Source organism: Mucilaginibacter sp. PAMB04274 (genome assembly GCF_039634385.2).
GTDB lineage: Bacteria > Bacteroidota > Bacteroidia > Sphingobacteriales > Sphingobacteriaceae > Mucilaginibacter.
In genome coordinates, this window is sequence record NZ_CP155081.2 from 3,706,533 (window position 1) to 3,718,888 (window position 12,356).

Annotated in this window: 13 protein-coding genes; 10 read left to right on the forward strand and 3 right to left on the reverse strand. The window is 42.3% G+C overall.

The window, feature by feature from the left end:
* Positions 1-72 precede the first annotated feature (72 nt).
* From ABDD95_RS15540 to ABDD95_RS15550, 3 genes are all read left to right on the forward strand, one after another.
* The gene (locus tag ABDD95_RS15540; protein WP_345948256.1) at positions 73-2,847 is read left to right on the forward strand and encodes a pitrilysin family protein; all 2,775 of its coding nucleotides are present in this window, start codon (positions 73-75) and stop codon (positions 2,845-2,847) included.
* 199 nt (positions 2,848-3,046) lie between these two features.
* Entirely contained in the window at positions 3,047-3,406 is a 360-nt protein-coding gene (locus ABDD95_RS15545; RefSeq protein WP_345948257.1) for a response regulator, read from the forward strand.
* Positions 3,407-3,565: 159 nt separating this feature from the next.
* On the forward strand, positions 3,566-4,066 hold the full coding sequence (locus tag ABDD95_RS15550; RefSeq protein ID WP_345948258.1) for a hypothetical protein: 501 nt from the start codon (positions 3,566-3,568) through the stop codon (positions 4,064-4,066).
* 17 nt (positions 4,067-4,083) lie between these two features.
* On the opposite strand, the gene ABDD95_RS15555 is transcribed toward ABDD95_RS15550, so the two are convergent.
* A complete protein-coding gene (locus ABDD95_RS15555) occupies positions 4,084-4,779 on the reverse strand; it encodes a S24 family peptidase (RefSeq protein WP_345948259.1) in 696 nt (231 codons plus the stop codon).
* 193 nt (positions 4,780-4,972) lie between these two features.
* Here ABDD95_RS15555 and ABDD95_RS15560 point away from each other — a divergent pair, with 193 nt between their 5' ends.
* Positions 4,973-5,128 carry a hypothetical protein gene (locus tag ABDD95_RS15560; RefSeq protein WP_345948260.1) on the forward strand — a complete coding sequence of 52 codons (156 nt, stop codon included), beginning with the start codon at positions 4,973-4,975 and terminating at the stop codon, positions 5,126-5,128.
* 86 nt (positions 5,129-5,214) lie between these two features.
* Positions 5,215-5,634, forward strand: a complete 420-nt coding sequence (locus tag ABDD95_RS15565; RefSeq protein ID WP_345948261.1) for a hypothetical protein — start codon at positions 5,215-5,217, stop codon at positions 5,632-5,634.
* A gap of 80 nt (positions 5,635-5,714) precedes the next feature.
* Here ABDD95_RS15565 and ABDD95_RS15570 read toward each other — a convergent pair whose 3' ends face one another.
* Complete coding sequence (locus tag ABDD95_RS15570; protein WP_345948262.1) at positions 5,715-6,221, reverse strand: GNAT family N-acetyltransferase; 507 nt, start codon at positions 6,219-6,221, stop codon at positions 5,715-5,717.
* A gap of 43 nt (positions 6,222-6,264) precedes the next feature.
* Positions 6,265-6,606, reverse strand: coding sequence for a hypothetical protein (locus ABDD95_RS15575; protein WP_345948263.1), 342 nt, complete (start codon positions 6,604-6,606; stop codon positions 6,265-6,267).
* Between the two features lie 156 nt (positions 6,607-6,762).
* Between ABDD95_RS15575 and ABDD95_RS15580 the strand changes: the two genes are divergently transcribed.
* The 5 genes from ABDD95_RS15580 (at position 6,763) to ABDD95_RS15600 (ending at position 12,249) form a co-directional block, all read left to right on the forward strand.
* Entirely contained in the window at positions 6,763-7,242 is a 480-nt protein-coding gene (locus tag ABDD95_RS15580) for a terminase small subunit (RefSeq protein WP_345948264.1), read from the forward strand.
* Between the two features lie 81 nt (positions 7,243-7,323).
* The gene (locus ABDD95_RS15585) at positions 7,324-8,532 is read left to right on the forward strand and encodes a terminase large subunit (protein ID WP_345948265.1); all 1,209 of its coding nucleotides are present in this window, start codon (positions 7,324-7,326) and stop codon (positions 8,530-8,532) included.
* 31 nt (positions 8,533-8,563) lie between these two features.
* Complete coding sequence (locus ABDD95_RS15590; RefSeq protein ID WP_345948266.1) at positions 8,564-9,310, forward strand: hypothetical protein; 747 nt, start codon at positions 8,564-8,566, stop codon at positions 9,308-9,310.
* A gap of 250 nt (positions 9,311-9,560) precedes the next feature.
* Positions 9,561-10,013: a hypothetical protein gene (locus tag ABDD95_RS15595; RefSeq protein ID WP_345948267.1), complete on the forward strand. Its 453-nt coding sequence runs from the start codon at positions 9,561-9,563 to the stop codon at positions 10,011-10,013.
* 52 nt (positions 10,014-10,065) lie between these two features.
* A complete protein-coding gene (locus ABDD95_RS15600) occupies positions 10,066-12,249 on the forward strand; it encodes a hypothetical protein (RefSeq protein ID WP_345948268.1) in 2,184 nt (727 codons plus the stop codon).
* Positions 12,250-12,356: the final 107 nt, after the last annotated feature.

Below are 12,356 nucleotides of genomic sequence, written 5' to 3' on the forward strand. Positions count from 1 at the left end.
TCAATCAGCATATTATTTGGCTTATCGATTAATAGTTTATATTAGGTGCAAAATCTAATATCGCTAATTAATATGGTAACTATTAAAAAAACAATGCTGGCTTGTGCATTGTCGGCCATGTGCACTATGCCTGTTATGGCGCAAAAGGCTACCGCCAAAAAAGCAGCCGCCAAAGCATTACCTGCCCCAGTCAAAGTAACTGCGGTAGAAGGAATAACAGAATACAAGCTGGCCAACGGTATGCGTGTATTGTTGTTTCCTGATCAAACCAAGCAAACAACAACCGTTAACATTACGTACCTGGTAGGTTCTAAATTTGAAAACTATGGCGAAACCGGTATGGCCCACTTGCTGGAGCACATGGTTTTTAAAGGAACGCCTAAGCACCGCAATATCCCCCAGGAATTAAACGCTCATGGTGCCGACTTTAACGGTACAACCTGGCTCGATCGAACCAATTATTACGAAACCGTCCCCTCAACTGACGAAAACCTTAACTGGGCGCTTGATTTGGAAGCCGACCGTATGATAAATTCATACATCGCAAAAACTGAACTGGACAAAGAATTCAGCGTGGTTCGCAACGAGATGGAATCGGGCGAAAACAGTCCGCAGCGTATACTAAGCGAGCGTGTGTTGTCTACAATGTTTCTGTGGCACAACTACGGTAAATCAACCATTGGAAACCGTGCCGATGTAGAAAAAGTACCTATCGACCGGCTGCAGGCTTTCTATCGCAAATATTATCAACCCGATAACGCTATACTTACGGTAGCTGGCAAATTCGACCCCACCAAAACCTTGGCCGCCATTAATCAAAAGTTTGGTAGTATAGCCAAACCGGCCCGTATATTACCCGCCAATTATACTGTTGAGCCGGTGCAAGATGGCGAGCGCACAGTTACTTTGCGCCGTGTAGGTGACATACAGGCTATTACTACCGGTTACCACGTTCCGTCTGGCCCTCACCCCGACACACAACCATTGAATGTACTGATTGGCTTATTGACCGATCAGCCATCCGGACGCTTGTATAAAAAGCTTGTTGAGCCTAAAAAGGCAACACGCATTAGCGGTTATGATTATGAAACCGCCGACCCGGGTGTGGCCTTGTTTAATGTGGAGGTACCGAAAGATAAAAATATTGATGAAGCAAAAGATATTTTATTAAGCACAGTTGAAACCTTCTCTGCCGAAAAGCCTACCGCACCTGAGGTTGAACGTATTGTGAACAAACAACTGAAAGATATTGAACTGGCTTTAAATTCTTCAGAAAATGTTGGCTTAAACCTGAGCGAATATATTGCACAGGGTGATTGGCGCTTACTATTTTATCAGCGCGATCAACTTAAAAAAGTAACACCAGGTGATGTGGTTAGAGTGGCCGACAAGTACTTCAAACCCTCGAATCGCACATTGGGTGTTTTTGTTCCAACAGAGAAACCTGAACGTGCCGAAGTTCCGGCTACGCCAGATCTGGCAGCCATGTTGAAGGGCTATACCGGCTCGCAGACTATTGCCCAGGGTGAAGCTTTTGATGCCAGCCCTGCCAATATTCAAAAACGTGTAACTGTAAGTAAAATAGGCGGCATCACATTAAATGCACTCACCAAGCAAACGCGCGGCGAGGTAGTAGTGGCTAACATGAACTTTTACTTTGGTAACGAGGCTGCTTTACAAGGCAAAGGCACAGCCGCATCGTTTACTGCCTCTATGCTCAACAAAGGCACTAAAAACAAAACTCGCCAGCAAATACAAGATGAACTGGATAAGTTGAAGGCCCGTGTAGGGTTCAGTGGCGGCGCAAACAATTTGCAGGTTAGTATTGAAACCAATAAAGCGAACTTTCCGGCAGTATTGAAATTGGTGGCCGAAATAATGAAAGAAGCTTCGTTTCCAGGAGATGAGTTGGATAAGCTTAAACAACAACGCATTGCTGCTACCGAACAGCAGCGCAGCGAGCCTACTAATATTGCGGTGATTGAGCTGCAACGTTATACAAATCCTTATGAGAAGACTGACCCGCGTTATGTTTCGACTATAGATGAGTCGATTGCCATGTACAAGGCAGTAAGCGAGGCCGACGTTAAAAATTTCTATAAAGATTTTTACGGCGCATCAAATGCATACATATCCATTATAGGCGATTTTGATGCGGCGCAAGCCAAAAGCATTATAACGCAAGAGTTTAGCAACTGGAAAAGCCCGCAAACATTTGCCAGGCTTATTCCTAAACGCAAAGATTTTGCAACACTTAACAAAAGCATCGAAACGCCTGATAAAGCGAACGCTTTTTTCATTGGCTTACAGCCATTAAAGCTTAGCATGAAAGATGCCGACTATCCGGCCCTTATTATGGCCGACTATATGATTGGCGGCGGAGCTTTAAGCTCAAGATTAGCTAACCGCATTCGTCAAAAAGAAGGTATTAGCTATGGTGTAGGTTCTGGCCTATCTGCTGGTTACTTTGACCAAAACACTGGCGTTACGCAGTTTTATGCCATATACGCCCCTGAAAATGCAGCCCGTTTAGATGCAGCATTTAAAGAAGAAATAGAAAAGGTGATTAAAGATGGTTTTACCGACCAGGAGGTTGCCGAAGCAAAAAAAGGCTATCTGCAATCGCGTGGTGTAAGCCTGGCTCAAGACAATGTGCTTGCCGGTACATTAAACACTTACAGCTATTACGGCGAGAACATTGCATTTTGGCAAAAAACGGATGACGCTGTCAGTAAATTAACTACTGCACAAATTAACGCTGCTGCTAAAAGGTACTATGATCCTACCAAAATTAGTATTGTTAAAGCAGGCGATTTCGCAAAAAAGAAGCCTACAGAAACGAAATAATTAGGTTTAGCCAAGAAAGCCCCTTCTGCTTAGCGCTAAAGGGGCTTTCTTTTTTCTTATTAAGAAAAAGCTGTGCGATGATCTAAAAGAAAGCAGAATTTTAAAACTCTATAGCATTTTGTTGTACTACTTATCGTATTTGGGAAATAAACGTATATTTGTTTTTAACACCACAATTTAATTAATAAGAAAAAAAAGCGTGAAGATTGTAGTTATTGAGGATAATCCGGACATCAGCGAGATTATGGATTATATACTTAAAGATGAAGGCTATGAAGTGATTTCATCTGAAGATGGTACTATTGCCGAACGTTTTGACGAAATTAAACCCGACCTGGTCTTAATGGACGAATTGTTACCGGGCCAGCGTGGCAGTGAGTGGTGCAAATTCATTAAGGCCAGCCCGGCTTTACAGCACATCCCTGTAATACTGGTATCGACAATGCCTAACCTTGAACTACTTGCTGAAAAAAGCGGCGCCAATGGTTTTTTAGAAAAGCCTTTTAATATCAGCGCTTTAAGCCAACTTATTCGCTCTTATGCAGATAACAAAAGCTGATCAATAGTACGCCCAAGCTCCTCAGTAAATGCAATAGCGTGTATCAAGCTCGTAACTATTTTCGTCTTTCATAGAAAAGTAATATTAACGTCCATTTGTGCAACAAAAAAGCATGGCGTCGGTTAATATGCAACAATCGTTTAAACACTCCAACTCACTATGAAGAATTTGAAAGCGGTATTTTCACTTACAACTTTAATCATAACGGCGGTTACTTTAATTACTGCCTGTAAAAGTTCCACAAACCAAAGTAACGAGGCCGACTCCACCAACCATCGCATTAAACCTGGCAAAGTATCCAAACGCACACAAGACGGATGCTACCTTTATGTAAGCGGGGCACAATCGCGTGATACACTATATGTTCAGCTGCACATTCAAAACAATAAAGTGAGTGGCCGAATGATTGAAGAAATTTATGAGAAAGATAGCCGCAAAGGCACAATTGCAGGTACTATGCAAGCCGATAAGTCCATAAAAGCAATATGGACCTTTATGCAAGAAGGCAGCACAGATACTATGACTGTAGCTTTCAGATTAAACCATACCGGCCTGCTGCAAAAACCCTTGAAAGCGGATTCGAAAACAGGCAGGCAGGTAACAGACGCTGCTGCCCCCTATTCGGTTAAACTGGAGCCAACCGACTGTAATAAGGAATAACAGCTTTTTAACAAATATTAGTGGTTGTGCTTTTTGTGAATGTCTTTCACTAAGCACAACTTTTTTATTTCAGATTTTTTGATGGTAAAGGGCGAATACTTTAATCGTCCGGCAATCATCTCAGTTGTGTTGTCCGAATGCGCAATCACCTCATCGTCTTTATCAGCAGTCAATAACCGCTTGTACATCCTGTAGTCACCCCACTCAATATAATACACTTCACCAGGTAATATTTTTTTATCATGTATTACCTTTAACGCAACCCAGCAACCATTTTCCAGATACGGATACATAGAATGCCCCCATACCGGCAATGCAAAATCGCAATCCTCTATGCCCGGAAAGTACATATGGCCCACTGGTTGTGTGTCATTAATATCATTGTAAACCTCCACCCCTGACGCAGTAGCCGTCACTTCATACATAGGTATACCAATAAAAGGTTTCTTTACAGGCGCAGCCACCGGTGGCTTAACGCTACCATCAAGAAACGCTGCAAATTTTTCTTTAAATATTCGCAGCTTTTCTGTATCTATATTTTGCCTGCTCTTTATAATTTCTGTAATAGAACTGGGCGAGTTAAAACCAAGCGCTTCAGCCAGCTCAGCGTTACCGTTAAATGCTCTGCCTTTGAGTTGATTATATAAAATAATAAACTCGAGTGTCTCTGGTCTGATGGTTTTAATCTTGGATGATCTGGAGGTACTTTCCATAAACAATCTAAAAATGTGGATAACTTTATCTTGATTATAATACAGATTTTTCTTTATATTTGTTCTGTACGATTCAAAGAAATACAAAAAAAATGAATTATCCAAATAAAGAAATTCATTTAGCCGTTCTTGTATCGTAAAACCTTAAAACTGCACTCTTATGTATATCGCTTATTCGTCTCTACAAAACATCATGGACAAACCAATTCAACACTTAAAAGGTAATCCATTTTTAAAACGCCATGATAAATTAAGGTATAAGGGATACAAGGCCGCTTGTGAAAAGTATCAAAAAGAGATTGCTTCAATTCAGCAATATTTGCCCGACTGGAAACCAACCTTTAAATAAAAGCAGATCCAAAACGGTACTTGCTTACGGCAATTACTCAGTAAAAGCATAGGCCTACTATGTTTAAAATTTAAATATTGAATATTATGATAAGAATGAACTTAAAAACACGGAATGAGCTGTGGTGGCTGATAATTTCTGTTGATTACACCTACAGCCGTATTGCCATTGCCGATCACGAGCTGAATGGACAAACCCTCACGCTATGGCTTGAAGACAAGCAAGATTACAAAAACAAACTTGACGAGTGTCTGCAACTGAACATACCTGTTAAATACCTTACTAAACTCATAAAAACCGAGCATATGAACAGCTACGAAGGCATCCGTATGCACAGCAAAAAAAAGTACCTATTCCCTACCCGTATCCAAATTAGTGAGCCATTACATTGGTATCAGTACGATGCTTCACCTATAGAACAGCAGTGGGCACGCGAGGCATTACTGAAAACAATATTAACGCAGCTGGTGGAAACAGAAACCTATGCTTATGATCTTGATTTTTGATTCATGTATGCCAAATAGAATACTTAACATAATTGGTATATTAAATTACGCCGTTAGATTTGAATAAAAAATTTGCAGTATTAAGCTAAGCGTTTTTCGAATGCCATAAAACGCAGGCCAGGCCTTTTGTTAAGCGTAATTTCGCCGCCTAAGTTGTACCCCAGCTTTAAGAAAAGATTTTGCATGGGCCGGTTAACAGTATTGGTATCAAGCCTAATCAATTCAACATTACGTTGAGCCGCCACAACCTCACACTGATGCAATAAAGCCGCAGCAATACCTTTACCTTGCATAATAGGACTGACAGCTAAACGGTGTGCTACAACTGCAGGCTCGGTAATATCCCAACCAGATACCTGGGCGTATTCTGGCTCCTGGCCATCAACAACAGCGATTACGCCGGCCAGCTTACCGTCTACTTCGGCTACCCACAATTGTCCGGCTTTTACATCGCTGGTATACACCCCGGCATTAGGATAGGTATCATCCCACTGCAAATTGCCCGTGGCCTGCATTATAGGCACCACTTGCTTAACAAGCTGCATAATGGGTTCTATATCCTGAAGTGTAGCCAAACGAATGTTCATATTTGGTTATAATAAAAGTCTTTAATTGATGTGATAAAAAACACTAAGCCTTTTTGGTTTTTTCGGCTTCTGATTCCTTTACGCCTACCTCAACCAGTTCTTCACTGGCTTCTTCGGCTTGCTGTGCTGTTGCATAGTTTAGCTTCCGGAAGCGCCAGATAGCAAAGGCTGGTTCCTGAAAGCGGTTGATCAGTTTGAAGAACTTAGGAAAGTTGTGAATTTCTTCGAGCAACACGCCGGTAACAATACCACTGTTGTCCAAAATTTCACGTATGGTATATTCTTTATCCTTAGTAACCCAAATTTCAAAGTCCTGGCGGATCTCTTCCATTTTATCAGCGTCAATCTTGTCGTTTATACAAACTACTTTATCTCCCGGTCTCATACTGCAAAGATGATTAATACTTATAAATTTAAGCATGCATTTATTACAGTTTTTTCAACCTTTTATATGCAATAAATTTTGCTAAAAAAATTTGCATTTGTGAGATATTTTACCTACTTTTACAATTCAATTATGCCAATCGGCAAACTTATCATAATGAAGCGCAAACCTATTCTGTTTTCTACAGCAGACCAAATCGATGATTGCATTACCGAATATTTTACCTGGATTGAAGGAGAATACCACTTAGAGATGCTGCCTCTTAAGCCAACAGGAAAAAATTTGCCCGAAGTATGTGAGCAAAAGGTTTGGGACAGGTCGCCTCAGCCTGCAACGTTAACTGGCTTGGCATTACATTTAGGCTTTGATAGCCTGCAAGCTTTTGAGACCTACGAAAACAAGGGCAAATTTGCCTCCGCTTTAAAAAGGGCGAGGCTTAGGGTAGAGAATGAATATGAAAAACAGTTGCTTACGCAGCCGTCTACAGGCGCCATATTTGCTTTAAAAAGCTTAGGATGGCTTGATAAAGCAACTGAAAAGGTTGCAGATGGCCAACCTACTCCCCTTTCAATCAAAATCGAAATTGTAGAAACTGGCGTCATTCCTGCATGCCAGGAGCAGGACGTGGTGATTTAGTCACTTAGCTTACTCATGTTTCTTTTCCATTAATTTACATCACCTGCATGCGGTTTGGCTGTTGGTACATAACCTTTTTGTATGCAAACCTCTGTTTTATATAAATATAATTATCAGGCTACGGCACATATTGTGGTTAACCAGGGCGGTACCAGCTCAGGCAAAACTTACGCTATACAGCAGGTGCTTTTTACGCTCGCTTGTGAGCAGCCAAAACAAGTAATTACCGTTGTTGGTCAGGATATACCCAATTTAAAAGCAGGCGCCATGCGCGATGCACAAAGCATAATCAATAGCTCAGCGGCATTGCAAAACATGATTAAGTCGTTCAATAAGTCTGACCGTATTTATGAGTTGCATAATGGTTCTATTATTGAATTTAAAAGTTACGACAATGGGCAAGATGCCAAGAGCGGCAAAAGAGACTACCTATTTATAAATGAAGCCAACGGCATTACTTTAGACGTGTATTCGGAGCTGGCCCTACGCACCCGTAAACGTATTTTTATAGATTATAATCCTAACGCTGCCTTTTGGGTGCACGACCAGCTCATCGGTAAACCTAATGTTCAGCTTTTAATATCCGACCATCGGCACAATCCGTTTTTGGATGATGCGATGCGGGCAAAAATAGAAGCATTACGTGAACAAAGCGAAGAACAATGGAAGGTATATGCCAGGGGCCTTACAGGTAAAATAACTGGCCTGGTACTTACCAACTGGTTTGTGTGCGATGCCATTCCACCCGATGCAAAACGCTTGGCTTACGGGCTCGACTTTGGCTTTACCAACGATGAAACCGGCCTGATAGAAGTATACCTGGCTAACGGAGAGCTTTGGATAAATGAATGGCTTTATAAAACTGGCTTAACCAATTCGGATATAAGCAAGCATATGCAAGCAATGGGAATAAGTAAAATTACAGAAATAGTGGCCGATTCCGCCGAACCAAAATCAATTGAAGAGCTGCGGCGATTGGGTTGGAATATAGTTGCGGCCAGGAAAGGACCCGATAGTATTAAAAGCTCCATTGACATTCTGCGCCGCTACCGCATAAATGTTACCCGTAGCAGTGTAAACCTACAACATGAACTTGGCCGCTACCAATGGCGGGTGGACATCAACGGCCGCTCGTTAAATGAGCCTACTGACAGTTGGAACCACTTAATTGATCCGCTACGCTATGTGGCATTAAATAAATTGCAAATCGGCAGAAGCACCCAAACGCGGTCGCGCATGCCATGGCAACCCGTAACTAACTCAAATAATGAACTGGCCGGAATAATGTAACGCACAGGCACCAACAACAAAAAACGCATACATGATAAAAAAAACACTCCAAACGTTAACGGGCACAATTGACGTTGCTATACCAACCAGTTTGCATGAACTGCGGTTAGGGCAACTTATGGCCATGCAGGCAACAGACCGGCTAAACGATTTGCAAGCTATCCACATCCTATCGGGCGTGCCACTTAGTGAATTGCAGCAAATACAACATTTCACAGATTTGCAGGTATTCAATGATCAGGTAACCGTGTTGGCAAATGAGATTAAAAACTTATATAATAGTTCGGATATACCAGAAACGATAACGTTCTATGTGGCTAATAAACCTTGTGTGATAAAAGTGATTAAAAATTTATCAGTTGAACCAGCTGGTGCGTTTATGGCCGCACGCGATTTGATTGCTGACGAGATAAACAAACACATCACTTTAAACGGCGAAGGAGATTGGCAGCAAACCTTCAATCCTTCATTGCAGCTCTGCAGCCAGATATTGGCTCATTACTTTTACTGCCGTGTTACCAAACTCCCTTATGATGAGTTGCCGGCTACAGAATTTACAAAAGAAATTGAAAAGCTGCCCGTTACTGTTGCGCTTCCTGTAGCCAAGTATTTTTTTTTGAGCTATCCACACTTATCGAAGCCGAAAACAGGCTTTTGGCATCACCTTCATCGCCTTTGGAACAGCGTGCCGGCATTAAAGACTTTGAAGCTTTCAGGTACATTAACACGGTTAATGCTTTGGCCGGCGGCGATATCACCAAATGGAATCATATCCTGAACCTGCCTTATAACCGCGTGCTCACCAAATTACTTTTAAACAAAACGGAGGCTGCCTTTCAAAAGCGCTACACCGAACTCTTGCAACTGCAGAAGTAGCACCAGCGCAACGGCTTTCTTGCAGTAAGGCGCTTACGGCTTAATTTATCCTGTTCAACTTGTTGTCATTTCACATCTACCTACTTAGCATCACATTTTTAACACCCCTAATTGGGTGTTACCTATACGCTGTTTACCAAATTTACTTTAATATGCCTATCCGAAACCACATCCATAATATTACTCAAACGCTTAAAGGCACACCCAATTTCATATATGGCACAGCCAACGAACTTAACAGCCTGGCCGATGACGAGGCCTTTCCGTGCGTGTTCATGTACCCGTTATCATCTATAGAGCTATCGCCGGCTGTTAATGGTTCGGTTACTAACAGCTTTACCGTTTACCTCGAGTTTCTGTATAAAACAGATTTTGGCCAATACACTGCTGACAACGAAATTTATGTTAGCCAGGCGCTGCAACTGGCTAACGAATTTCTGGTAAAAGCCGCTCACTTAAAAGTTGATCAAAACAAGCAGTTTCGCATTATGGCTGGCAGTAAGGCCAAATGTCAGCCGGTTTACAATAAATATGATGTGAACACAACGGGAGTAAGCTTAACCGTTACGCTACAGAATTTAGGCTTTCAAAACTTCAGTAATTAACCAATGCGCTTACCCACAGCGTACCACCTAACTGTTTCTTATCCCGCATACTATGGCAATTATACCCGTAATAGTAACCAAAATTACAAAGATTACTCGACTACCTGATATTCCCCCAACAAGCGACTTACCCAATAATGGAAATTTGCCGGCCACCGCCTATCTTGACGGAATCAGAGGATATGAATCCTACGGTAATGTTTACATTGAGCTTCAGGACGAGTACTTTCAGCCGGTTGATGGCAATAACGTTATAGTTACTTTTCAGGAATATTTTGATGGCAATGCAGCACAAGAACGGACGGTGTCTATACCAGGAAGCAGTTATATCATCCAAGCCGATATTCTGCTTCAGCGAAGCGTTGATAACATAACACCGTATGAAGCACGTATTATAGGCGGTGTTCAGGAAAACGATGGAGGCTACACCCCGCCGGGTGTTTGCGACGCAGGTATTAAGGCTATTCTAATTAACAAGTTAGCCGGCCCGGGTAATATTGGCGGCGGACAGATCACTGTTCAAGCCAGTTCTTCATATGGTTCTATACAATACAAATTAAATGATAGCGAATATCAATCCGGCGCAACATTTGCCAACTTAACAGGTGGTGGATACACGGCTTATATTAAAGATGCACAAGGCTGTGTGGATAGCCGCTCCTTCACGTTAGAGAGCGTAGCTAACTTGCTTATTGCCGACCCAAGCGCAGATGCAGGCAATGGCAATATCAGCCGCTGGAATGCGGCCTTTAACCCTATCGTTTTCAGCTACAAGCGGCGCGACTTTGATATAAGCAGCATACAACCGTATGCATTTTATGCCAAAACCAAGTTTTATATCAATGGCGCGCTAAGCATAACCGGTAGTGCGGGCACTACAAGCCTTGCGGCTAAAGATTATGTTTACATTGAATCCGAAAATTATACAGGCGTTTACCAGGTGAGCGAAGTTGACCTGGCAGGCAATGCCCTCATACTCGATGTGCCGTACGTAAACACATCCGGCACCGGCTTTGTTAACATCAATAAGCTGCGCCCATATTACCAGGTTAAAACAAAGATAACCTATGAGGATAAGCTAACCCGGAAAACTGAGACTATTACAGCTACACACCGGCCAAACACCAGTGGTATAACTAATGCTGACATTTCCAGCTTTTTACAAAGCCTGCTAAGGGCAAAAGATGAAAGTAATTACAGCCAGCCGAATTACCGTGACGATAACCTAAGCGCCAGCTACAACATCAGCTATGCAGAGGTATGGCAAAATGTTAGTACCGGTGATGAAACAGAGCCCAATTATGTTGCTTTACCAGACCCTTACTACGTTACCTATTCGGCCCGGCAACTGGGCGATGCCTACGGAGGTAATATGGCTGCCTATATACCTTTTAAAACGGTAGATGGTATTAGCCGCAGAGCCAGGTGGCTAACCGACTTTAACGAACCGGCCTGCAGTCCGGGCTATCCGTTTGATATTGGCTTTATTTACAGCGAACATTTAGCCGGATTAGACCTTTTTTGTGAGATTACACCACTGGATATAAATAGACATCCTCTGCCCGATGGCGTTTTAACGAATTATTTATTAAATGAGGACAGATCCTTTTTACTTAACCAGGATGGGAGCAAGTTGGTTATAAAGCGGCAAATTATCACAAACGAACCCATTACCCAAAACCTTGCGCAACACGTAGGGCTTAATCGCTTGCTCGTCAATAACTACTTCAGCAACCAGGTGCACTATTTTACTATCGCCTTAAAGTATATTGATGCGGGTGGCTTGGCACACACCGTTACGCAAACGCAAACCATACGTATAGACCAGGCTATAGACGAACAGTCGGTTTATATGCGCTGGATTGGCCTTACCGGTTCCTGGAACTATTACCGCTTTGTTTATAACCAGGAGCTTAGCCTTGATGTGCAGAACGCCGTTATTATCAAAAATCATATTTTAGACTGGGCCAACCAGGATGCCATGGAAGATGTGATTAGCAAAAGCGCCGGTATGAAAATGAAGGTTATGGCTGAAGATCTGTCTGTGGCCGATATTAAAGGATTACAGTCTATAAAATACTCGCCCAAGGTGCAAATGCTGCTGAGCAAAAATCCAGCTAAATGGCAAACGGTGGTACTCAATACCGCCACCTTTGCCGAGTATGAAACCCGCAATGGCCAGGCCCCCTTTAGCATAACCTTTAACCTGCCGGGCTTAAATATACAAACGCAGTAGGCACGGGTTAAGGGTTGCAAGTTGGCTGTTTAAATTAGCACCCAAAACTATCTCCTCATGCAACTTATCTCAACCTCAACATGCACCACACAACTTAAAAATTAAAA

Excerpts from the sequence above, each read along its gene's own strand:
- ABDD95_RS15540 (WP_345948256.1), top strand. The coding sequence starts at position 73 with ATGGTAACTATTAAAAAAACAATGCTGGCTTGTGCATTGTCGGCCATG.
- ABDD95_RS15550 (WP_345948258.1), top strand. The coding sequence starts at position 3,566 with ATGAAGAATTTGAAAGCGGTATTTTCACTTACAACTTTAATCATAACG.
- ABDD95_RS15555 (WP_345948259.1), bottom strand. The coding sequence starts at position 4,779 with ATGGAAAGTACCTCCAGATCATCCAAGATTAAAACCATCAGACCAGAG.
- ABDD95_RS15560 (WP_345948260.1), top strand. The coding sequence starts at position 4,973 with ATGGACAAACCAATTCAACACTTAAAAGGTAATCCATTTTTAAAACGC.
- ABDD95_RS15565 (WP_345948261.1), top strand. The coding sequence starts at position 5,215 with ATGATAAGAATGAACTTAAAAACACGGAATGAGCTGTGGTGGCTGATA.
- ABDD95_RS15570 (WP_345948262.1), bottom strand. The coding sequence starts at position 6,221 with ATGAACATTCGTTTGGCTACACTTCAGGATATAGAACCCATTATGCAG.
- ABDD95_RS15575 (WP_345948263.1), bottom strand. The coding sequence starts at position 6,606 with ATGAGACCGGGAGATAAAGTAGTTTGTATAAACGACAAGATTGACGCT.
- ABDD95_RS15580 (WP_345948264.1), top strand. The coding sequence starts at position 6,763 with ATGAAGCGCAAACCTATTCTGTTTTCTACAGCAGACCAAATCGATGAT.
- ABDD95_RS15585 (WP_345948265.1), top strand. The coding sequence starts at position 7,324 with ATGCAAACCTCTGTTTTATATAAATATAATTATCAGGCTACGGCACAT.
- ABDD95_RS15590 (WP_345948266.1), top strand. The coding sequence starts at position 8,564 with ATGATAAAAAAAACACTCCAAACGTTAACGGGCACAATTGACGTTGCT.
- ABDD95_RS15595 (WP_345948267.1), top strand. The coding sequence starts at position 9,561 with ATGCCTATCCGAAACCACATCCATAATATTACTCAAACGCTTAAAGGC.
- ABDD95_RS15600 (WP_345948268.1), top strand. The coding sequence starts at position 10,066 with ATGGCAATTATACCCGTAATAGTAACCAAAATTACAAAGATTACTCGA.